Here is a 20,665-nt window from a genome sequence, read left to right on the forward strand (position 1 = left end):
GCGTGGGTGCTTCGCTATGGCGTTATGGCCTTATGCAGCGTCGCGATATTGCCCGGGCCAGCGGCGCGGCTTGATTTCGGCGACCGCCCTGGCAATCGCGGCGATGTGCTCGGGCGTCGTGCCGCAGCAGCCGCCCGCGACGTTCACGAGGCCAGCCGTTGCGAATTCCTTGAGCAGTGCCGAAGTATCGGCCGGCGTCTCGTCGAAGCCGGTGTCGCTCATCGGATTGGGCAGGCCCGCGTTCGGGTAGCACGACACGTACGTATCGCACAGCTTCGCGAGCTCGGCGATGTACGGGCGCATGAGCGCGGCGCCCAGGGCGCAGTTCAGGCCGAACGTGAGCGGCTTCGCGTGACGCAGCGAATTCCAGAACGCCTCGACGGTCTGGCCCGAGAGAATGCGGCCCGACGCGTCGGTGACGGTGCCCGAGATCATGATCGGCAGGTTCTCGCCGGTGTCTTCGAACAACTGGTCGAGCGCGAACAGCGCGGCCTTGGCGTTGAGCGTGTCGAAGATCGTCTCGACGAGGAACAGGTCGCAGCCGCCGTCCATCAGCGCCTTGGCCTGCTCGTAATACGCGCGGCGCAGTTCTTCGAACGTGACGTTGCGCGCGCCCGGATCGTTCACGTCGGGCGAGATGCTCGCGGTCTTCGGCGTCGGTCCGATGGCGCCCGCAACGAAGCGCGGCTTGTCGGGCGTCGAGTACTTTTCGCACGCGGCGCGCGCGAGCTTCGCCGATTCGAGATTCATCTCGACGGCGAGTTCGCCCATGCCGTAGTCGTCCTGCGCCACGGTGGTCGCGCCGAAGGTGTTGGTCTCGATGATGTCCGCGCCCGCTGCGAGATACTGCTCGTGAATTTCGCTGATGATGTGCGGCTGCGTGATCGAGAGCAGCTCGTTGTTGCCCTTGATGTCACGCGAATAGTCGGCGAAGCGCTGGCCGCGGTAGGCGGCTTCGTCGAGCTTGTAGCGCTGGATCATCGTGCCCATCGCGCCGTCCAGGATCAGGATGCGCGAAGCGAGCAGCGCGGGCAATGCGGCGCCGCGTGTGTACGAGGTGGCCCCGGCGGGGCGCGAAGCGTGTTCGGCAAGCTGGTTCATGGATGGCGGGCGGACAAAAGCGCCGGAGGACTGGGAAACCTGTCATTGTAACGGTAGCGGGGGAGCCCCGCTGGCGCGCCACCTGGATGGCCCCTGAAAATGAAAACCCCGCGCGGCTTGCGGCCGGGCGGGGTTCCCTGAGCGGGGTGTTGCCTGTATTGCGGTTGAGGGCGCTATGTGTTGCCAGGGTGTTGCATGAGCGTGGGCGCCGTGTGTTTGACTGCGGGTCTAATCGCGGGCGTGAGCACTGGAACTGCGACGCGAAGCGGGCAGCGTCAGTGAAGCACGACCGGTTGTTGCATGAGGCTGTCGAACTGTCCGAGGAATTCGTCCACCTCGTCGAGCGACTGCTCCTCGTCCATCAGCTTTTGCACGTCTTCGCGAAACCGCGCGGCCATCGCGCCGTCAATAAAAATCTCACGCCGCGCATTTTTGTCGACGATCTCATAGCCTCCCGAGCACATGGCGATATGGCCATCCTGCGGGGGGAATTCGACGACGCAATAGTTGGGACTGTTGTAGATCATTTGCATGGCGACACTCCTTTTTCCTGTGCTCCCTCACTGCTTGTACCGATACATGGAGCGTTCGTTCGGGAATTCAAGGGGTGGGTCCCACATCACCTCTTTATCCGATTGCCTTTCCTGGTTCCGCCTTTTTTTCTCCTTTCTCAGGGTGCAACAAACCGGGCGCATCATTTAGACATGCTGCCCAAGAAACGTTTCGAGCAGGGCTGCGAAACTGTGACATTCCTCTACAGGGGCCAGATGTGCGGCATCGAGCATTTCGAAGCGCGCACCGGGTATGGCTTGCGCCAGTGTTTCAGTCAAAGCGGGTGGCGTGCCCGTATCGTGGCGTCCTGCCACGGCCAGCGTGGGCACGCGCAACTGCGCCAGTCGTTCATGAACATCGAAATCGCGTAGCGCTTCGCATGCGCGCGCGTAACCTTCGGCAGGTGTGCGTAATAAAACGTCACATATTTGTGCGGCGGTATCGCGATGCGTGAGACGAAAGCCCGCGGTCAGCCAGCGCGCCATGGTCGTGTCGGCGAGCGCGCTTAGACCTTCGCGGCGAACCAGCGCAGCGCGTTCGTCCCATGCCGGGCGAGCTTCAGGCGCGGTGCGGCTCGCGGTATCGCAGAGCGTGAGCGAGCGTGCACGCGAGTTCGCGGGCGTTTGTGCGTCGGACTGGGTGCCGGGTGTCGTATGGTCGAGCGCGAACTGCTGCGCGATCATGCCGCCCATCGACATGCCGACGAGATGTGTCTTCTCGATGCCTTGTGCGTCGAGCAGCGCGGCGAGGTCGTCAGCGAGTTCGCGAAAGCCGAAAGCCTCGCGCGAGACGGCGCTCGCGCCATGGCCGCGCACGTCGTAGCGCAGCACGCTATAGCGGTGCCGGAAATGGCCCGCGAGGGTGTCCCATACGGTGAGGTCGCCGCCGAGCTGATGAATGAACGTCAATGCGGGGCCGCCGCTGCGGTCTTCGAAGACGTAGCGCGTATCGATGCCGTTGACAGTCGCTTGCATGCGTTCCTCCTTGACCTCGGGGTCGGGAGTCCAGCCGATTGCGAGTCCCTGCGTGAACGTCGTTGCCGTGTTGCGGACGCTGCGTACGAAAGATGCGCGGGCGTGGCGGCGTTCGTGGCGCTAACCGTGTTGCATCGTCATGTGCTGCTGTCCGGCTGCACGCTGTCTCGCTGTAACTCGTGGCGGGCGCGTCAGCGGATGGATTCGAAGCTTTTCCTCAGTGGATTCGTCTAGTCGTTCTGTACCGCCCGCGGCATTTCGCCATGGGCGCTTCGACGATTTTCAGTATGCGCCATTTCGCGCAAACGTGTGGGCAGATGGGCCGGTGTCGTCGCGTATGAGCGACTTTGTTGGGCGTTTGTGTGTGGCAGGGCGCTCAGGGGTGCATGGGCGCGTCGGCGGCCGGCAGCGGCGTCGTGTCTTGCGTGGCCGGCGGCGCGGCGGGTGGTGGCGTCGATGGCGCTGCCGGCTGCGTGGATTGTTGTGCCGCCGGCGACGAAGGCGTGAGCGCAGGCGCTGCGGACGGCGATGCAGCGCCCGGCGTGCCGCCGTTCGGGGTGGCCGGAGCCGCTTCCTCCGTCGCCGCGGGGGAGGTTGCGGCGCTGGTTGGCATGTTTTGTTTTGTATCGTCCGTGGTTGTGTTCGCTGGGCCGCTTGCTGCGCCGCTTATCGCGCCATTCGCGGGCGGCACGCTGAGCGCGCCGCGCCACAACAGTTCGATCTGCGTGCCGTTCGGTTCGGTCTGCACGAGCCGTACCGGCAGCCAGCCGAGCGCGGGCGCGAGCCACACGTCGATGCGGCGCTTGTCGCCCTCGTGGCGCGGCAGCCGCATGAAGTGGCGCGCCGTGACCACGCCGTGGTCTGTGCTGACCGTTTCGTCGCCGATGGTGGCGATGGGCCAGGCTTCGCCACTGTTGTTGTCGGCCACGTAGAACTCGCGCGTGACGCCGGGCTTGTAGGCGTCGGGGGCGCCGCGCACGAGGCTTGCGAGCTGCATCACCATGCTGAAGCGGTCCTGCGCGCCGTCGGGCAACGCGAGCGAATTCGGCGTGCGCGTAAAAACGATCTGCTTTTCTTCGCGATTGAAGATCGTGAAGTTGTCGAGGCGGTTGCCGCGCTTTTCGATGTACTGCTCGGGCGCGAGGCCGAACGCATCCACATGGCCGCGGCTCGTCCAGCTGAACGTGCCGACGAAGGGCAGCGGCACCGCCACCACGATCTCGTAGCGCTTGCCATCGCTTTTCCAGTGGATCGTGCCGGGCTGATTGCGTGCGCCGTTAAAGAACGTGTCGTATTGAAGATCGCCCGAAGGCGGCACCGAGAACTTCACGCCGGGCGACGCTTCGCCGGGCGAGGCCTGCTCTGCCTGGGCGGCGGGATTGCTGCCGTTGCCGTTCGCGGCGGCCGCGCCACTTGCGGCATTCGCGGCGCTTTCCGCTGCGCTTTCTGTGGCAGGGCTCGACGCGGCTTGCGGCGCTTCGGGCGCGGCGGCCGTCCTGGGATGCGGCGCAGGCGGCGTAATGGCATGCAGCGTGTGCGGCGGGCTCGTCGCGCGCTTCGGGCGCGCGGGCGCCGCGGGCTTGGGTTGTGCAGGAGCGGGCGTGGCGGGCCGCGCCTGCTGCGCGATGCGCTCGGTCTTGAGCAGCGTCACCTGCACGGGCACGCGCGCCGGAGCGAGCGGTGGCGGCGCGCCGTGATGACGCTCGAACCACTGCACCGCGACCCAGTGCAGCGCGCTCACCGCGACGAACGCGGCCGCCCAGCGCCACGCGCGCGAGCGGCGCGGCGGCGCGGGGCGATCGATCTGGCGGTTTGCGGTGGACGTGGACATTGGCTCAACCAGGACTGAAGGCGCTAGCGTGTAGAGAGGGCGATGACTGCGAACCCGCTACTGTGACACGGTACGCGCGCTGGCTGCAGAAAGCCTCGACCGCTTCGATCCTTCAACGTTCAACAGGGCTGTACCCCAATTCGTACGAGAGCTTCTGCGCGCACGCGCGCAACGCGGTATCGACAACGCCATTCCAGGCAATGTCGAACGCGCCTTCGTGGCCGAGCGCGATGAGCCCGAGCGCGAGGTCGCCCGTGGCATCGAAGACGGGCGTGCAGAACGCGTGGATGGTCGGCAGCAGCATGCCTTCCACGCGCGCGGCGCCATGCTCGCGCACTTCGGCCAACGCGCGCTCCAGTTCTTCGTTGGTGCGTGGCGTCGAGCCCGACGAGTAATGCTGCGCGCTGCCAAGCTCGCGCTCGATCATCGGCCCGGTCTTGCTGCGTGGCAGGTAGGCGGCGAACAGCAGCCCCGTGGCGGAGCCGAGCATGGGCATGACGTCGCCGAGCTTGAGCGAGGCCTTGGCCGGATGGCTCGATTCCATCCAGTGCACGACCGTCGGCCCCTGGTTGCCCCATACCGCGATGCCCACGGTGATATCGAGCGCGTCGCGCAGTTCGGCGAGCGCGATGCGTGCGAGCTTCACGCCGTCGACGCGCGCCAGGCGCGCGAGCCCGAGTTGCAGCGCGAAGCCGCCCAGTTCGTAGCGGCCCGAGAGCGGATCCTGCGCGACCACGCCAAGGCGCATGAAACTCACGAGATAGCGGTGCGCCTTCGCCGGGCTCATGCCCGCGCGCTGCGCGAGATCGCGCAGCATCATCGCGCGCGGTTCGTTGGTCAGGACTTCGAGCAGGCGGAAGCCCACTTCGATCGACTGGATGCCCGAGCGCAGTTTCTCTTCGCCGGTGTCGGCGCTATCTTGTGCGTCGGCTGCATCGTCGAGGTCGATAGCGTCATCGGCGTGGGTTGCCGATGTGCTCGAGGAGCGGGCGGATCGGGTGGCTCGGGAAGACGGAGGCATGAAGTTGTTCGGGTCGTGGTGTTCGAAATCCAGTGCGCGGTCCCGCTTGGTCCCGCTTGGGCACGCTTGGGCACGCTTGGGCCGCATCGATTCACCATCGTAGAATACATTTCCTCTATCGTCACCAACGCTCAACTCCATGAAACTCGCCACGTTGAAGGACGGCACCCGCGACGGTCAGCTGATCGTCGTTTCCCGCGACCTGCGCAGCGCCGCCATTGCCGACGCGATCGCGCCCACGCTGCAGCGCGTGCTCGACGACTGGCGCTTCTACGCGCCGCAACTGCTCGATCTCTACGACACGCTCAACCACGGCCGCGCGCGCAACGCCTTCAGCTTCGACGCGCGCCAGTGCATGGCGCCGCTGCCGCGCGCCTACCAGTGGGCGGACGGCTCGTCCTATGTGAACCACGTCGAGCTCGTGCGCCGCGCGCGCGGTGCGCAAATGCCGCCCGAGTTCTGGACCGATCCGCTCATGTACCAGGGCGGCAGCGACGACTTCATCGGCCCGACCGACGACATCGTGTGCGCATCGGAAGCCTGGGGCATCGACTTCGAAGCTGAAGTGGCCGTCATCACCGGCGACGTGCCGATGGGCGCGAGCGCCGATGAAGCGCTCAGGGCCGTGCGACTCGTCGGGCTCGTGAACGATGTCTCGCTGCGCAATCTGATTCCCGCCGAACTCGCGAAGGGCTTCGGCTTTTTCCAGAGCAAGCCGGCCTCGTCGTTCGCGCCCGTGGTCGTGACGCCCGACGAACTCGGCGAGCACTGGCGCGAAGGGCGCGTGCATCTGCCGATGCTGGTGTACTGGAACGGCAAGAAGGTCGGCCAGCCCGACGCGGGCACCGACATGGTGTTCCACTTCGGCCAGTTGATCGCGCACGCGGCGAAGACGCGAAATCTGCGCGCCGGGGCGATTGTCGGGTCGGGCACGGTCTCGAACAAGGATGCGAAGCGCGGCTACTGCTGCATCGCCGAGAAGCGCTGTCTCGAGACGATCGAGCATGGCGAGGCCCGCACCGAATTCATGAAGTTCGGCGACACCGTGAAGATCGAAATGCTCGACGAAGCGGGGCACTCGATTTTCGGCGCGATCGATCAGGCGGTGGCGCCGGGGGCTGAGTCCGCCTGAGCTGTCTGGAAGGAATTAAGCGGGGGTTTAGCCTGATTCCGCGCGCCTCGCGTGCGGCTACACTGGCCCACTCGAAGCCGTACGCAGAATACGCTCGACAAACACAAGGAGACACCGTGAAGCCGCTTCACCCACGTCGCACACGTCGTTTCGCTGGTTCGCTCGCACTCCGGTTGGCTGCGCCATGCGCGGCGCTCGCCAGCCTTCTCGCCCCCACGCTCGCGCTCGCGCAAGTCAAGATCGGCCTCGTGCTCTCGCTCACCGGCCCGGCCGCTTCGCTCGGCATTCCCGAGCGCGACACCGTGGCCATGCTGCCCACCGAGATCGCGGGCCAGCAGGTTCGGTACATCGTGCTCGACGACGCCTCCGACACCACCCAGGCCGTGCAGGACACGAGAAAGCTGATCGACGAACAGCACGTGGACGTCATCATCGGTTCCTCGATTACGCCGAACACGCTCGCGATGCTCGACGTAATCGCGCAAAGCGAAACGCCCGCGATTTCGCTGGCGTCCTCGGCGAAGATCATCGAGCCCATGGACGACAAGCGCCACTGGATGTTCAAGACGCCGCAGACCGACGCGATGATGGCCGGCGCGATCGCCGAGCACGCGGCCGCGCACAACGTGAAGACCATCGCCTACATCGGCCAGGCGGACGCGCTAGGCGAGGCTTTCTATGCCGAAGTCGCGAAAGCTACCCAGGCGCGCGGCATCAAGATTGTCGCGAGCGAGCGCTTCAATCGCACCGACCCGAGCGTGACAGGCCAGGCGCTGAAGATCGCCGCCGCGAAGCCCGACGCCGTCGTGGTGGGCGCGGCCGGCACGCCCGCCGCGCTGCCGCCCAAGGCGCTCAAGGAGCGCGGCTACAAGGGCCTCATCTATCACAATCACGGCGTGGGCAACCGCGACTTCCTGCGCGTGTGCGGCGCCGACTGCAACGGCACGTTCCTGCCCGCGAGCCCGGTGCTGGTCGCCTCGCAACTGCCCGAGGGCGAGCCGGCGCGGCGTCTCGCCCTCGACTATATTTCGCGCTACGAAGCACAACACGGCGCCGGGTCGGTGTCGGCGTTCGGCGCTTATGCGTGGGACGCGGGCCTCGTGCTCGGCAGCGCGATTCCGGTTGCGCTCAAGTCCGCGGCGCCGGGCACGAAGGAGTTTCGTTACGCGCTGCGCGACGCCATCGAGTCGACGCGCGGCCTGCACACCACCAACGGCATCATCAACATGAGCGTCACGGACCACCTGGGGCTCGACGCGCGTGCACGCGTGATGGTCGAGATCCAGGGCGGCAAATGGGTCTACCAGCCGCGTTGATGGCGCCTTGATACCGCATCCCATGATTCTGCAATCCGAAACAATCGAGGAGCCGCCCATGAACGATCCTTTTTACGCTAACTATCACGCGCTGCGCGTGCGGCGGCACGAGCACGGCATAGTCGAGATCGTGATGAGCGGCGAAGGCGCGAACAAGAGCGGCCTCGCCACCGCCGACGCGAACATGCATCGCGAACTCGCCGAAATCTGGCGCGACGTCGATCGCGACCCCGATGCGCGCGTTGCCGTGATCCGCGGCGAGGGCAAGGGTTTTTCGGCGGGCGGCGACCTCGCGCTCGTCGAGGACATGGCCACGCATTTCGACGTGCGTGCGCGCGTCTGGCGCGAGGCGCGCGACCTCGTCTACAACGTGATCAATTGCAGCAAGCCCATCGTTTCGGCGATGCATGGTCCGGCGGTGGGCGCGGGGCTCGTCGCGGGCCTGCTCGCCGATATCTCCATCGCGGCGAAGTCGGCGCGCATCATCGACGGGCACACGCGCCTTGGCGTGGCGGCGGGCGATCACGCGGCGATCGTCTGGCCGCTCCTGTGCGGCATGGCGAAGGCGAAGTACTACCTGCTGCTGTGCGAGCCGGTGAGCGGCGAGGAGGCCGAGCGCATCGGCCTCGTCTCGCTCGCCGTGGACGAGAACGATCTGCTGCCCAAGGCGTTCGAAGTCGCGAAGCGCCTCGCGAACGGTTCGCAAACCGCGCTGCGCTGGACCAAGTACGCGCTCAACAACTGGCTGCGCCAGGCGGGACCGAATTTCGATACGTCGCTGGCGCTCGAATTCATGGGCTTTGCCGGACCCGACGTGCACGAAGGCGTGAAGTCGCTGCGCGAGCGGCGCGCACCGGAATTTCCGGGCGGCGATCCGTTCTAACGGGACCGTGGCGGCGCGGTATGATCGAAGCAGACCATCCGCGCTTCGCGCCGTGCGCAGCCAGACATGCCGCGCACCGCAAGCCGCAGCCCACACTGGCCGGTCCGCCGGGCCGCCAACATCGCGAGGGAGAATCCGCATGACCGAATCCGCAGGCACCGTGCCGCCGTTCCCGGGCTTTCCCGGCTTTCCGCCCGCTGAAATGCTCGACCGCATGTGGGGGATGATGCGCCTCACGCCGTTCGGCAGCGCCTTTCCCGGCAGCGAGCCGGGCGCGGCGCAGGGGCTCGGGCCATCGCTGTCGATGATGTCCGACATGATGACGCCGCTCACCAACATCGAGGAGCTCGACAAGCGCATCACCGACCTGCGCGCCGTCGAGCAGTGGCTCAAGCTGAACCTGAGCATGTTGCAGTCCGCGATCCAGGCGCTCGAAGTGCAGCGCGCGACGCTGTCCACGCTGCGTGCGTTTGGCACCTTCGCGCAGTCGCAGATGAGTCCGTCGAGCACCCACAGCGCGCCGGAACCCGAGCCGCGCGCGGCACGCGCGCAGCCAGGCGCCGAGTCCGCAGGGGCCGCCGGGGCTGGACAAGCCGCAGGCGCCGATGACACGACGCCGCCGCCGGGCTTCGACGCCTCGTCGTGGTGGAACCTGTTGCAGTCACAGTTCAATCAGCTCGCGCAGTTTGCGATGGCACAGCCCGCGGCGGCGGCTGAGGCGGTGCAGGCTGCCGCCGAAGCGGCCGCGCCGCCTGCGAAGCCGGCGGCCAAACGCAGCAGCAGTGGCAACAGCGGCGGCGGCAGCAGCGCGGGCAAGACGGCTGCGCGCGGCGCGAAGCGCCCGCCGGCGCAGCCCGAGTAAGACTGGGGCGTGACACGGTAAGGGCAGTCAACAGCTATTTCGTCCTGCGGGACAGAGCACACGGGGAGCGTCGGCGTCATGCGGCTTGCGCTCGTGATGATGGGCGGCGGAGCACGCGCGGCCTACCAGGCCGGCGCGCTGCGCGCGCTCGCGGAACTTGCCGAAGAGGCCGAGCCGTCGCGGCGCGCGATGCCGTTCACGGTGATCTGCGGCACCTCGGCGGGCGCGATCAACGCCACCTCCATCGCCAGCCATGCCGATCACTTCCTGCATGGCGCCGAGCGTCTCGTCGAGATCTGGTCCTCGCTGAGCGCCGCCCAGGTGTATCGCACCGACGTGGCCGGCGTTGCCGCGGCGGGCGCGCGCTGGCTTACGGCGCTCATGTTCGGCTGGGCCACCTTCGGCCTCGCGGCGCGGCGCACGCCGCGCACGCTGTTCGACAACACGCCACTCGCACATTTTCTGGCGGACACGCTCAACTTCCACCGCATCGAGCAGATGCTCGACGAGCGCCTCCTGCACGCGCTTTCCGTGACGGCGCTCAGCTATTCGTCGGGGCGGCATCTGACTTTCTATCAGGCGAGCGAGCCGATCAGCGCGTGGCGGCGCGCGCAGCGCACGGCGCGCATGGTCGCGCTCACGCCTGCGCATCTGCTGGCTTCGGCGGCGATTCCCTATGTGTTCCCCGCCGTGCGCCTCGAACTCGACGGCCATCACGAATATTTCGGCGACGGCTCGATCCGCCAGATCGCGCCGCTTTCGCCGGCCATCCACTTCGGCGCGCAGCGCATCGTGGTGATCGGCGCGAACGCGAGCGCGCCCGAGGTGCCGGCCGCGCGTCCCGACATCGACGTTTATCCGACGCTCGCGCAAATTGGCCAGCAGGTGCTCGCGAGCGTATTTCTCGACGCGCTGAGCGCCGATATCGAGCGCATCGAGCACGTGAACCGCATGGTGCTGCACTTGCCGCACACGGTCGATCCGGAAAGCGGCTGGCGGCACATCGACGTGCTCGCGATCCGGCCGAGCGAGCGGATCGAGCTGGTTGCGGCGCGCCACTTGCATGAGTTGCCGCTCTCGGTGCGCATGCTGCTGGGCGCGGTGGGCGGCAATCGCGCGTCGGGCGCGGCGTTTGCGAGCTATCTGCTGTTCGAGAGCGCTTTTACCCAGGAGCTGATCGAACTCGGCTATCGCGATACGCTCGCCCAGCGCGAGATTCTCCTGGGATGGCTCAAGCAGTCGTCGGACTTGCCCGCAGGCGTGGTGCACGGGCACCCGGAGGCGCGCCGGAACTGAAAGATCGGCGTGCTATCATCGTGTAAGGTTTTTCCGACCGTCGTTGGGCGTGAGTTTGGCGTAGCGATTGAGGCAATTTGCCGCATATTGCCGGGCCGCCCGCCGGGCGGTATCCCGCGACAATTCCGGCAGCCGGATTCAAGGCATGGTGCAACTACCCAGAATCCATCACGGCGCCGCTCAATCCGGCATTACAGATTGCCACTCGACAGGAAGTAATCTGTTTGGCGGGGTTTGATTGCGTCCGGGCGGCCGGTAACCGCGTAAAATTAAATGTTTTCGCCTGTGGGCACGCGCGAGGAAGCCACGCGACGCGCGCCGCGGGCGGCACGATAGAAGTCGTCATGCGCAGAACAGGGGCGGGACTATGAACACGATGCTTTATCCGGAACTTTACAAATCGCTCGAATCGGTCCGTTGGGACATGGAAAAGGACATTCCATGGGACAAGTTCGATGCGTCGCTCCTCACCGACGAGCAGGCTCAGACCATCAAGATGAACGCGATCACCGAATGGTCCGCGTTGCCGGCTACGGAGATGTTCCTGCGCGACAACCATCATGACAGCGACTTCTCCGCGTTCATGAGCGTGTGGTTCTTCGAGGAGCAGAAGCACTCGCTGGTGCTGATGGAGTACCTGCGCCGCTTCAGGCCGGAGCTCGTGCCCACCGAGGAAGAACTGCACGCCGTGCGCTTCGAATTCGATCCGGCGCCGCCGCTCGAAACGCTCATGCTGCACTTCTGCGGCGAGATCCGCCTGAACCACTGGTATCGCCGTGCGGCCGAATGGCATACGGAGCCGGTCATCAAGGCGATCTACGAAACCATCTCGCGCGACGAAGCCCGCCACGGCGGCGCCTACCTGCGCTATATGAAGAAGGCGCTCAACAACTTCGGCGACGGCGCGCGCGCGGCGTTCGCGAAGATCGGCGTGCTGATGGCTTCGGCGCGCCGCACCGAAAAGCCGCTGCACCCCACCAATCTGCACGTGAATCAGGCGCTGTTCCCGCGCGACACCGTGCAGTCGCGCCTGCCCGATCCGGAATGGCTCGAGCGCTGGCTCGACGAGCAAATCCGCTTCGACGACGGCTGGGAAAAGAAGGTGGTCGAGCGCATCCTGCACAACCTGTCGATCCTGTTCGAGCGCACGTTCAGCACGGCGCAGGAACTCAACCGCTACCGCAAGGAAGTGGTGCAGCGCCTGCAGGGCGAACAAGGCGCGCAGCAGCCGGCCTGATAGCCGGACAGTCCGTGCACCGCTGAATACCGTTCGCCTCACGCCGCCCGCCGCGGCGTGGCGAACCCGACAGCCCGGAGCGCTCGCGCGTGACGGGCTGTTTTTCCGTCGGCTGCTTTTTCTTCCGTTCTCAACCGCGATCCATTCGAATCCCATGCCCGCTTCCTTCGAACGCAAGATCACGACCCGCGAAGCGCTCGCGCAACGGCGCGCCTCGCTGACCGGCCCGGTGGTGTTCACCAACGGCGTTTTCGACATCCTGCATCGCGGGCATGTCACCTATCTCGCCGATGCGAAGGCGCTGGGCGCGACGCTGATCGTCGGCGTGAACAGCGATGCTTCGGTGCGCATGCTCGGCAAGGGCGACGATCGCCCCATCAACAACGAGAACGACCGCATGGCGCTGCTGGCGGCGCTGGAGAGCGTGGACTGGGTGGTGCAATTCGGCGAGCAAACGCCGATCGAGCTGATCGAGGCCGTGCATCCCGACATTCTCGTGAAGGGCGGCGACTACGACATGGACGCGCTGCCCGAATCGGCGCTCGTGCGTGGCTGGGGCGGCCGCGCGCTCGCCATCGCGTTCGAGCACGACCGCTCGACCACCAAGCTGCTGCAGAAAGTGCGCGCGCAGCAGGGCTGAGCGGTTTCATCGGCCGGTGCGCGGCGCGATGCTCGCGCAAGGCCAGGCCTTGCCGGGCCGGGCCCGATCACTGCGACGAGAGTTCGGAGGCCTTGACGGTGGGATCGGCCATCGGGCCGCCCACCACGGGCACGTCCACGGACTCCGAGGCCCTGATTGGCCGGACCAGGAGGCCTTCCGGGTGGATCTGCCGGTTCAGTTGCTTGTTGCCGGTCGTGGTCGTCAGCGGGGCGGGGCCGAACAGGCCGCGGATCGCCCCGAAGGCGAGCAGGTTGGCGAGAATCAGTATGGCGATCAGCCAGCGCAGCATCGTGTGAGACTCCGTCGATATCGTTCGTGAAGATCGCCGCCGCGCTCTGCGGCAGCACGCGCCCAAGGCGCATTCAGGCGCGCTCAGGATTGCATCGCGATCAGTGCGAGGCCAGCTAGCACCAATGCATCGTGGCGAGTATGCGGCACCTTCAGCGCCGCCGTCACTTCGGCGGCCGCGCCGCCGCTCACCACCAGCCGGACCGGCATTTTCCACGCATCTTGCAAATCGGCCCAGGCGCGCTCGATGAGGCCCGCCTGGGCGAGCGCGCAACCCGCCGAGATCGAGCATTTCGTGTCGGTCGCGAAGAGCGGGCCAAGTGTCGATGAACCCGCCGCCGGTCCCGCGCCTGCGCTCGCCCCGGAGCGTGCCTCGCCCTGCGCAGCACCGATCAAACCGCGTGCGTTGTGCGCATCGAGCACCGGCAACTGCGCCGTATGCTCGCCAAGCGAGCGCATCATGAGCGTCCAGCCCGGCGCGATCAGGCCGCCCTCGAAAGTGCCGTCGGCGCGCAGCGCTTCGAGCGTGGTCGCGGTGCCGAAGGTGGCGATGAGCAGCGGTTCGTCCGGAAACGCCGCATGCGCGCCGATCATGCCGGCCCAGCGGTCGCTGCCGAGCGCGTCGGGCGTCGTGTAGCTGTTCGTCACGCCGCATTGCTGCCGGGTCGCGCGGATCACCGTGCGGGTGAGGCCCGGCCAGTGGGCGTCGAGCGCGGCGTCGATGCGCTGCGCCACCGCCGCGCCCGCGACGTTCGAGATCCACGCGCTGCCGGGCGCGGGCAGCGCCGACCAGTCGGCGAAGCCGCGTGCGGCGGGGGGGGCGATGGAGCCAACAGCCGTGTCGGACGATGAAGCGTCCGGCGCAGCGTGGTGATTCGACGCGCCCGCGTGCAGGCGCGAGCCGTCGGCGGCCACCAGCGCCCACTTGATCCGGCTATTGCCTGCGTCAATCAGCAGATACGGGGACGGGCCAGCATGCGGGGCGCTGCGCGTACCGCTCATGCGCCGTTGTCCGCGAGCCGCAGGGAAATATCGCCGGTCGTGACAGCCTCGCGGCCGCGTGCGGTATCGACGAGCAACTGGCCGCTCTCGTCTACGCCCACGGCCACGCCGCGCAACACCTCGGCGCCTTGTTCGTAGAGCGCGACCTCGCGGCCCGCATAGGCGTGGCACGCGTTCCAGCGCGCCTGAAACGGCGCGAAGCCCGCCGTGCCGAAGCGTTGCAGCGCGCTTTCGAGCGCGTTGAGCTCGGCGGCGAGCACATCGGTGAGATTGGCGGCGGGCCACACGCGCGAAAGCGCGGTGGGCGCGGCGCCCGGCACCGGCGCGGCCTGCTGCGAGGCCGGGTCGGCGTTGAGCGCGTCGACCTTCGCGGCCAGCGCCTCCGGATGGCGCACGTTCGTGCCGATGCCGATCACCACCGCCGTTGAATCGGCCGTGCTCCACGCGGTCTCGACGAGGATGCCGACCAGCTTGTCGCCTTCGAGCAGCACGTCGTTGGGCCACTTGAGCGCGATCTGGCCGGGCGCGGCCACGGGCAGCGTGCGCAAGCCGTCCACGAGCGCCGAGCCGATGGCGAGGCTCAGCCCCGCGAGCCCTTCGATCGGGCGCGGCAGCACGCAGCCAATCGAGAACAGCAGCGCGTCGCCGGGCTGGGCGACCCAGCTGCGGCCGCGCCGGCCGCGTCCCGCCGTTTGCAGATAGGCCACTCGCACGATCGGGCGCGCGAGCGCGTTGGCGCGATGCGGCAGCGCCTTCAGGCGCGTCATCAGGTCGGCGTTGGTCGAGCCGGTTTCCTCGACGATCTCGATGGGCCAGTCATGCGCGGCCGGGCCGAACAGCGTCACCGCGCGCTCGCGGTCGATGCGCCAGTCGTCGGCGCCCGGGGCGCTTGGGTTATTGGGGGTAGGGGTCATCATGGTCTCGTATTGTAGTGGCGGCCAACCGTGCCGCGTACGCGGATTTCATCGCGGCTTTTGCCTGTTATTTGGACAATTCACAGGCTGCCCACAGCTGGCCCACAGGTTATCCACGGAATCATCCACAGGCATCGGGTGGCGTGTGTTGATCGAATTGCGCTCGGCCACGCTCGATTTTCGGGCATTCCACAGCGTGCCCACAGGCTGCCAACAGGTCATCCACAGTATTGTCCACAGCGAGCCATGGCCGCAGTATGCGCCTTGTGCGCGCGGCGGGATTCGCGCGCGTCCCGACCGACGAAACGGGGCACGTTCGCTACAATGGTTGATCACTTCGTCTTTTGCCCGAGCGTCCGCCTTGACTCAAGAGATGCCGCCCGGCCTCGAAATCGCGGCCGGCACCCACGGAAAAATCGTGCGCCTGTCCGGTCAATGGACGGCGCTGGCGCTCGCGCGCGATCGCGACCATGGCGGCGCGGCGCGGCGTCTGGGTGCGCTCGTTGGCGAGCGCATCGGGCAATGGGATCTCTCCGGTATCGAGCGCATGGATCACGTGGGCGGCCAGGCGCTCTGGCGCGTCTGGGGCCACAAGCTGCCCGCCGATCTCGTCGCGCTGTCCGACACGCAGCGCGACATCTTCGAGCGCATCGCGCTGCTCGACTCGGTGCGCGAGCCTGCCGAGCGCGTGATGCGCACCGGCCCCGTCACGCAACTCGGCCTTGCGATGTTTTCGTTCGGCGATCACCTGTACGGCGGGCTGGCCATGCTCGGCCGCGTGGTGCTCGATCTGCTCCTCATCCTGCGCAAGCCGAAGGTCACGCCCTGGGTCGAGATCTCCGCGAACATCTATAACGCCGGCACGCGCGCGCTGCCGATCACGGCGCTCGTCGCCTTTCTGATCGGCATCGTGCTCTCGTATTTGTCGGCGCAGCAGTTGCGGCTCTTCGGCGCGAACCAGTACATCGTGAATATTCTCGGGCTCGCGGTGATTCGCGAGCTCGGGCCGGTGCTCTCGGCCATTCTGGTCGCGGGACGCTCGGGTTCGGCCATCACCGCGCAGATCGGCGTGATGCGCGTGACCGAGGAACTCGACGCCATGCGCGTGATGGGCATCTCGCACGGCCTGCGCCTGATCCTGCCGCGCGTGATCGCGCTGGGCGTGGCCATGCCGCTGCTGGTGATGTGGACCGACATCATCGCGCTGCTAGGCGGCGCGCTCGCGGCCAAGGCGGTGCTCGGCATCGACATCTCGTACTTCGTCCGCTCGCTGCCGGGCGTGGTGCCGATCGCGAACCTGTGGATCGGGCTCGGCAAGGGCGTGGCGTTCGGCATGCTGGTGGCGATCGTCGGCTGCCACTTCGGCTTTCGCATCAAGGCGAACTCGCAGAGCCTCGGCGAAGGCACGACCACTTCGGTCGTGACTTCGATCACCATCGTGATCCTTGCCGACGCCGTGTTCGCGATCCTGTTCCAGAACGTGGGGCTGTCATGAGCACGATCGGCACATCCGCAACCCCGGGCACTCCCCGTACGATGGGCGCGCCCGGCACGTTGACCACGACCGGCACGATGACCACGCCGCTCAAGGGCGCGGTCGAGGACTTGCCGTTGCCGGCCATCGGCGAGCCCATTATCGAGGTGCGCGATCTCAGCAAGCGCTATGGGCGCAATATCGTCCATCAGCATCTGAATCTCGACATTCGCCGCGGCGAGATCGTCACGATCGTGGGCGGCTCGGGCTCGGGCAAGACCACGCTCGTGCGCCAGATCCTCGGTCTCGAGCGGCCCACTTCGGGCACCATCAAGATGTTCGGCGAGGACATCTCGAAGATCGAGCCCGAGCGCGCGCGCCTCATGCGCACGCGCACCGGCATGCTGTTCCAGCACGGCGCGCTGTTCTCGTCGCTTTCGGTGTTCGACAACGTGGCGCAGCCGGTGCGCGAGCTCGGCAAGGTGCCGGCGGACCTGTTGCGCGACATCGTGATGCTCAAGCTCGAGATGGTCGGCTTGCCGTGCAAGCACGCTTCGAAGCCGCCGGCCGCGCTCTCGGGCGGCATGGTCAAGCGCGTGGGCCTCGCGCGCGCGATCGTTCTGGAGCCGGAGCTGCTGTTTCTCGACGAGCCGACGGCGGGGCTCGACCCGCGTTCGTCGGACGAAGTGGTCGAACTCATCAGCACGCTGCACCGCGCGCTCGGTCTCACGGTCGTGCTGATCACGCACGACCTCGACGCCATGGTCGCGCTCTCCACGCGTGTGGCCGTGATCGCCGAGCGCAAGGTGCTGGTGGCAGGTCCCGTGGAGGAGGCGGCGTGCGTGGACGATCCGTTCATCCGCGAATATTTTTTGGGCATGCGCGGCCGGCGCGCGCTGCAGGCGCTGCCGCCCGAGCGGCGCGCCAAGCTGCCGCCGGCGGCGCTTGCCCCGGCTTCGGTGGGCGCGAAGCCATGCTGATGCGCGTCACGCGAGGCTGCAGCCGCGCGCGCGAGCGGCGCTCAGCTGCGTTCGTGGCCGCGCGGTTGCGTGCGGCGGTCGTCGCCAACAAGGGAATCTGACGATGGAAAACAAAGCGCATGCGTTCTGGGCGGGCGCCTTCACAATCGGGCTGCTGACGGTGATTGCGTTCGCGGTGGTGTTCTTCAGCGCCGACCATACGGTGCGCGTGCCCTACGATCTTATCTCGCGCAGCAACGTGACGGGCCTCTACCCTGATGCGGCCGTGCGCTACCGCGGGCTCGACGTCGGCAAGGTGCAGTCGATCAAGTTCGACCCGAGCCACCCGGGGCAGATCCGCATCCGCGTGCTGGTCGACCAGAAGGCGCCGATGACGCGCTCCACCTACGGCTCGCTCGCGCTGCAGGGCGTGACGGGCATCGCCTTCGTGCAGCTCGAAGACAACGGCCTCGATCTGTCGCCGCTGGTTTCATCGGAGAAGCATGTGGCAGAGATCCCGCTGCGCCCGGGCCTGCTCGATCAGTTGCAGCGGCGCGGCGACGCGTTGCTGCGCAAGCTCGACAGCATCGCCACCGACGCCGACCAGATGCTGAGCGAGGAGAACCGCAAGCAGATCATGGCGGCCATCAACAGCGTGCAGAAGGCCGCGGACAACGTGAATACCATTGCGCAACAGCTGGAGCCGACCACGAAGCTCCTGCCAGGCGCGGTCACGGACCTGCGCAAGACGCTGCAATCGACCAATCAGCTCGTTATCGGCCTGAACCGCCCGGACGGCCCGTTCCAGACCAACCTGAACAAGGCCGGCACGGCGGCGGCACAGGCGGGGCAGGCGCTGACTTCGATCGACGCGTCGATCCAGGAACTCTCGGCGCGGGTGGGCTATGACACGCTGCCGCGCGTCGACTCGCTGACCGAGGACGTGCGCTCGGCGATGCGCTCGGTGGACCGGGCCGCAGGCACCTTCAGCACGAGCCCGAACAGCTTGCTGTTCGGCGGTGCGCCGCAGCCCGCGCCGGGGCCTGGCGAGCCGGGCTTTGCCTGGCCCGCCGGCGCGGGCGCGAAGTGATGAGCGCGAAATAACGGGCGCGAAGTCGCTTAGGGTAAAAACCGGCAAAAACCGCAGCAAGCCATTTCAGGAAGGAACCGCAATGTCACGCCAAGCCACTTTGTCACGCTCGTTCCCGAGGCTTTGCCGCGCCGCGCTCGCGGCGCTCGCCATCGGCATGCTGGCGGCGTGCGCCGGCCGCTCCGTCACGCTCTCCGAGGTCCGCTACGACCTCGGGCCGCAACAGGAGGCGGCGAGCCCGTCGGCGGCCTCGCCGTCGACTTTGTCGGCTTCGGCTGCTTCGCTGCCGCCGCTCAAGGTGCTCGAAGTGAACGCGCCGCCGACGCTCGACCACGACGGCATCCTCTATCGCCTGAACGGCGACCCGCAGCGCACGGGCCGCTACGCGGACAGCCGCTGGACGATGTCGCCCGCACGCCTGCTCACGCTGCGCCTGCGCAGCGCGCTCGGCTCGCGCGCCACCGTGCTCTCGGGCGCCGACGCCGTGCCGGCGCCCATCTTGAAGATCGAACTCACCGAGTTCGAGCAGGTGTTCGACTCATCGACGCAAAGCGCCGGCGTGCTGGCCGCGCGCGCGACGCTCATGCGCGGCGGCAAAGTGATCGCGCAGCGCTCGTTCGTGGCGCGCGCACCCGCGAGCACGCCCGACGCCGCAGGCGGTGTGGCGGCGCTGCGCGCGGCGAGCGACGATTTTGCGGGCCAGGTGGGCGCTTGGGTGAGCACGCAGGCGTTCGCCGGCACGCCTTGAGAAACGCGAGGTCCGGGCGCGCGGGCGCGCCGGACGCATCAGAAGAGGCGGTACTGGCGGTATGTCGTCACTCAAACCCGAAGCGTTGCCGCACGAGGCTTCCACGCTCTCGCGCCAGGCGTTCGCGCTCTACACCGCGCTGATCGTCTACGCCTCGTGGTATCCGTTCTCGGGCTGGCGCTCGCTCGGCCTCGCTCCCTTCGACTATCTCGGCGATCCCTTTCCGAAATACTGGACCGTCTTCGACGTCGTCACCAACGTGCTCGGCTACATGCCGTTCGGCGCGCTGGCCGTGCTCGCCGCGTGGCCGCGCTGCCGTGGCTTGCTCGCGGTTGCGCTCGCTACGCTGGGCGGCACGCTGCTGTCGGGCGTGATGGAAGCGGTGCAGACGTATTTGCCCACGCGCGTCGCCTCGAATCTCGACCTTGCCACCAATGCGCTCGGCGCGTTGCTGGGCGCGGCAATTGCCGCGCCGGCCACGGGCGCGCTGCTCGAACGCGGCTTCCTGCGCCGGCTGCGCTTTCGCTGGTTCGAGCGCGACGCGGGCGCGCTGATGGTGCTGGCCGCGCTGTGGCCGTTTGCGACGATGTTTCCGGTGCCGCGTCTCTTCGGCATGGGCGACTGGCCGCGCGCGCTCTGGGAGCGCTTCGACGCTTCGATGCAAGGCGCGATGCTCGCCTGGGCGCCCGACGCGTGGCACTTGAGCGCGTGGCCCGATGCGCTGGTCGCGCGCTTGCCGGAATCGGACTGGGAGACGCTCATCACTGCGCTCAACCTGTTTGGCGCGGCCGCGTTCGCCTCGCTGCCGATGCGCACTCGCGCGCCGCGCGCGCGGCTCATCGTGCTGCTGATCGTGATCACGCTCGTCGTGAAAGCGGGCGCGACTTTCCTGCAGTCGCAAAGCGGCCTGCTGTTCGACTGGGCGACGCCTGGCGCGCTCGCGGGGCTCGGCTGGGGCACGCTCGCGGCCCTTCTCGCGCTTTACCTGCCGCGAACGGCGCGCTCCGCCGCCGCAACGGCGGCGCTGGCCGTCTCGCTCGTGCTCGTGAATCTGCTGCCGGTGAGCCCCTATTTCGACGTGCTGCTCGCCGACTGGCGCCAGGGGCGCTATCTGCACTTCAACGGGCTGGCGCGCTGGCTCGCATGGACGTGGCCCTGGGCGGTGCTCGGCTGGTCGGCGTTTTCGTTGGAGCGCGCGTGGCTTGCGCGGCGAGCTCGGAGTCGGGCGCGCTCGAGCCGCTAAGTTGGCCATCGAGGCCCGGCTTCGCGTCGTCCGGCACGCACGCCGATGGCGCGAGAAGCGTTCGCGCCACGCTCGCTATAA

20 protein-coding genes are annotated in these 20,665 nt (G+C 67.4%); 12 read left to right on the top strand and 8 right to left on the bottom strand.

What is annotated here, in order from left to right:
- Window positions 1-30: 30 nt before the first annotated feature.
- From NH14_RS08900 to NH14_RS08920, 5 genes are all read right to left on the bottom strand, one after another.
- Complete coding sequence (locus NH14_RS08900; protein WP_035523640.1) at window positions 31-1,101, bottom strand: homocysteine S-methyltransferase family protein; 1,071 nt, start codon at window positions 1,099-1,101, stop codon at window positions 31-33.
- 275 nt (window positions 1,102-1,376) lie between these two features.
- Window positions 1,377-1,634 carry a BTH_I0359 family protein gene (locus tag NH14_RS08905; RefSeq protein WP_035523642.1) on the bottom strand — a complete coding sequence of 86 codons (258 nt, stop codon included), beginning with the start codon at window positions 1,632-1,634 and terminating at the stop codon, window positions 1,377-1,379.
- A gap of 165 nt (window positions 1,635-1,799) precedes the next feature.
- Window positions 1,800-2,627: an alpha/beta fold hydrolase gene (locus NH14_RS08910; protein WP_035523645.1), complete on the bottom strand. Its 828-nt coding sequence runs from the start codon at window positions 2,625-2,627 to the stop codon at window positions 1,800-1,802.
- Between the two features lie 376 nt (window positions 2,628-3,003).
- On the bottom strand, window positions 3,004-4,458 hold the full coding sequence (locus tag NH14_RS08915; protein ID WP_084225184.1) for a DUF3108 domain-containing protein: 1,455 nt from the start codon (window positions 4,456-4,458) through the stop codon (window positions 3,004-3,006).
- Window positions 4,459-4,570: 112 nt separating this feature from the next.
- Entirely contained in the window at window positions 4,571-5,479 is a 909-nt protein-coding gene (locus NH14_RS08920) for an IclR family transcriptional regulator (protein WP_035524028.1), read from the bottom strand.
- A 139-nt stretch (window positions 5,480-5,618) separates the two neighbouring features.
- On the opposite strand from NH14_RS08920, the gene NH14_RS08925 reads away from it, so the two are divergent.
- The 7 genes from NH14_RS08925 to rfaE2 all read left to right on the top strand — a co-directional run bounded on the left by NH14_RS08925 (window position 5,619) and on the right by rfaE2 (window position 12,845).
- Entirely contained in the window at window positions 5,619-6,611 is a 993-nt protein-coding gene (locus NH14_RS08925; RefSeq protein WP_035523648.1) for a fumarylacetoacetate hydrolase family protein, read from the top strand.
- A gap of 116 nt (window positions 6,612-6,727) precedes the next feature.
- On the top strand, window positions 6,728-7,927 hold the full coding sequence (locus NH14_RS08930; RefSeq protein ID WP_035523651.1) for an ABC transporter substrate-binding protein: 1,200 nt from the start codon (window positions 6,728-6,730) through the stop codon (window positions 7,925-7,927).
- Between the two features lie 58 nt (window positions 7,928-7,985).
- Window positions 7,986-8,810, top strand: coding sequence for an enoyl-CoA hydratase/isomerase family protein (locus tag NH14_RS08935; RefSeq protein ID WP_035524031.1), 825 nt, complete (start codon window positions 7,986-7,988; stop codon window positions 8,808-8,810).
- A gap of 139 nt (window positions 8,811-8,949) precedes the next feature.
- Window positions 8,950-9,672, top strand: coding sequence for a PhaM family polyhydroxyalkanoate granule multifunctional regulatory protein (locus tag NH14_RS08940; protein WP_035523653.1), 723 nt, complete (start codon window positions 8,950-8,952; stop codon window positions 9,670-9,672).
- A 78-nt stretch (window positions 9,673-9,750) separates the two neighbouring features.
- Window positions 9,751-10,968 (top strand): patatin-like phospholipase family protein, encoded by a 1,218-nt coding sequence (locus NH14_RS08945; protein ID WP_052147879.1) that lies wholly within the window; start codon window positions 9,751-9,753, stop codon window positions 10,966-10,968.
- A 367-nt stretch (window positions 10,969-11,335) separates the two neighbouring features.
- On the top strand, window positions 11,336-12,205 hold the full coding sequence (locus NH14_RS08950) for a ferritin family protein (protein WP_035523655.1): 870 nt from the start codon (window positions 11,336-11,338) through the stop codon (window positions 12,203-12,205).
- Between the two features lie 154 nt (window positions 12,206-12,359).
- The gene (gene rfaE2 / locus NH14_RS08955; protein ID WP_035523658.1) at window positions 12,360-12,845 is read left to right on the top strand and encodes a D-glycero-beta-D-manno-heptose 1-phosphate adenylyltransferase; all 486 of its coding nucleotides are present in this window, start codon (window positions 12,360-12,362) and stop codon (window positions 12,843-12,845) included.
- Window positions 12,846-12,912: 67 nt separating this feature from the next.
- Here the strand turns inward: rfaE2 and NH14_RS08960 are convergent, their stop codons facing one another.
- The 3 genes from NH14_RS08960 to NH14_RS08970 form a co-directional block, all read right to left on the bottom strand.
- On the bottom strand, window positions 12,913-13,155 hold the full coding sequence (locus NH14_RS08960; protein WP_035523661.1) for a hypothetical protein: 243 nt from the start codon (window positions 13,153-13,155) through the stop codon (window positions 12,913-12,915).
- 83 nt (window positions 13,156-13,238) lie between these two features.
- The gene (locus NH14_RS08965) at window positions 13,239-14,156 is read right to left on the bottom strand and encodes a type III pantothenate kinase (protein ID WP_052147880.1); all 918 of its coding nucleotides are present in this window, start codon (window positions 14,154-14,156) and stop codon (window positions 13,239-13,241) included.
- Window positions 14,153-15,070, bottom strand: a complete 918-nt coding sequence (locus NH14_RS08970; protein WP_508613264.1) for a biotin--[acetyl-CoA-carboxylase] ligase — start codon at window positions 15,068-15,070, stop codon at window positions 14,153-14,155. The genes NH14_RS08965 and NH14_RS08970 overlap by 4 nt, the downstream gene beginning before the upstream one ends.
- Window positions 15,071-15,443: 373 nt before the next feature.
- Between NH14_RS08970 and NH14_RS08975 the strand changes: the two genes are divergently transcribed.
- The 5 genes from NH14_RS08975 to NH14_RS08995 all read left to right on the top strand — a co-directional run bounded on the left by NH14_RS08975 (window position 15,444) and on the right by NH14_RS08995 (window position 20,584).
- Window positions 15,444-16,565 (top strand): MlaE family ABC transporter permease, encoded by a 1,122-nt coding sequence (locus tag NH14_RS08975; RefSeq protein WP_035523666.1) that lies wholly within the window; start codon window positions 15,444-15,446, stop codon window positions 16,563-16,565.
- Window positions 16,566-16,642: 77 nt separating this feature from the next.
- A complete protein-coding gene (locus tag NH14_RS08980; protein ID WP_035524039.1) occupies window positions 16,643-17,524 on the top strand; it encodes an ABC transporter ATP-binding protein in 882 nt (293 codons plus the stop codon).
- Window positions 17,525-17,627: 103 nt separating this feature from the next.
- A complete protein-coding gene (locus NH14_RS08985) occupies window positions 17,628-18,593 on the top strand; it encodes an MlaD family protein (RefSeq protein ID WP_035523668.1) in 966 nt (321 codons plus the stop codon).
- 100 nt (window positions 18,594-18,693) lie between these two features.
- Complete coding sequence (locus NH14_RS08990) at window positions 18,694-19,341, top strand: ABC-type transport auxiliary lipoprotein family protein (protein WP_035524043.1); 648 nt, start codon at window positions 18,694-18,696, stop codon at window positions 19,339-19,341.
- Window positions 19,342-19,402: 61 nt separating this feature from the next.
- Window positions 19,403-20,584 (top strand): VanZ family protein, encoded by a 1,182-nt coding sequence (locus NH14_RS08995; protein ID WP_052147882.1) that lies wholly within the window; start codon window positions 19,403-19,405, stop codon window positions 20,582-20,584.
- The last annotated feature ends 81 nt before the right edge of the window (window positions 20,585-20,665 follow it).

It is taken from the genome of Paraburkholderia sacchari, assembly GCF_000785435.2.
GTDB classification, from domain to species: domain Bacteria; phylum Pseudomonadota; class Gammaproteobacteria; order Burkholderiales; family Burkholderiaceae; genus Paraburkholderia; species Paraburkholderia sacchari.

Excerpts from the sequence above, each read along its gene's own strand:
- NH14_RS08900 (WP_035523640.1), bottom strand. The coding sequence starts at position 1,101 with ATGAACCAGCTTGCCGAACACGCTTCGCGCCCCGCCGGGGCCACCTCG.
- NH14_RS08905 (WP_035523642.1), bottom strand. The coding sequence starts at position 1,634 with ATGCAAATGATCTACAACAGTCCCAACTATTGCGTCGTCGAATTCCCC.
- NH14_RS08910 (WP_035523645.1), bottom strand. The coding sequence starts at position 2,627 with ATGCAAGCGACTGTCAACGGCATCGATACGCGCTACGTCTTCGAAGAC.
- NH14_RS08915 (WP_084225184.1), bottom strand. The coding sequence starts at position 4,458 with ATGTCCACGTCCACCGCAAACCGCCAGATCGATCGCCCCGCGCCGCCG.
- NH14_RS08920 (WP_035524028.1), bottom strand. The coding sequence starts at position 5,479 with ATGCCTCCGTCTTCCCGAGCCACCCGATCCGCCCGCTCCTCGAGCACA.
- NH14_RS08925 (WP_035523648.1), top strand. The coding sequence starts at position 5,619 with ATGAAACTCGCCACGTTGAAGGACGGCACCCGCGACGGTCAGCTGATC.
- NH14_RS08935 (WP_035524031.1), top strand. The coding sequence starts at position 7,986 with ATGAACGATCCTTTTTACGCTAACTATCACGCGCTGCGCGTGCGGCGG.
- NH14_RS08940 (WP_035523653.1), top strand. The coding sequence starts at position 8,950 with ATGACCGAATCCGCAGGCACCGTGCCGCCGTTCCCGGGCTTTCCCGGC.
- NH14_RS08945 (WP_052147879.1), top strand. The coding sequence starts at position 9,751 with ATGCGGCTTGCGCTCGTGATGATGGGCGGCGGAGCACGCGCGGCCTAC.
- NH14_RS08950 (WP_035523655.1), top strand. The coding sequence starts at position 11,336 with ATGAACACGATGCTTTATCCGGAACTTTACAAATCGCTCGAATCGGTC.
- rfaE2 (WP_035523658.1), top strand. The coding sequence starts at position 12,360 with ATGCCCGCTTCCTTCGAACGCAAGATCACGACCCGCGAAGCGCTCGCG.
- NH14_RS08960 (WP_035523661.1), bottom strand. The coding sequence starts at position 13,155 with ATGCTGCGCTGGCTGATCGCCATACTGATTCTCGCCAACCTGCTCGCC.
- NH14_RS08965 (WP_052147880.1), bottom strand. The coding sequence starts at position 14,156 with ATGAGCGGTACGCGCAGCGCCCCGCATGCTGGCCCGTCCCCGTATCTG.
- NH14_RS08970 (WP_508613264.1), bottom strand. The coding sequence starts at position 15,070 with ATGACCCCTACCCCCAATAACCCAAGCGCCCCGGGCGCCGACGACTGG.
- NH14_RS08975 (WP_035523666.1), top strand. The coding sequence starts at position 15,444 with ATGCCGCCCGGCCTCGAAATCGCGGCCGGCACCCACGGAAAAATCGTG.
- NH14_RS08980 (WP_035524039.1), top strand. The coding sequence starts at position 16,643 with ATGACCACGCCGCTCAAGGGCGCGGTCGAGGACTTGCCGTTGCCGGCC.
- NH14_RS08985 (WP_035523668.1), top strand. The coding sequence starts at position 17,628 with ATGGAAAACAAAGCGCATGCGTTCTGGGCGGGCGCCTTCACAATCGGG.
- NH14_RS08995 (WP_052147882.1), top strand. The coding sequence starts at position 19,403 with ATGTCGTCACTCAAACCCGAAGCGTTGCCGCACGAGGCTTCCACGCTC.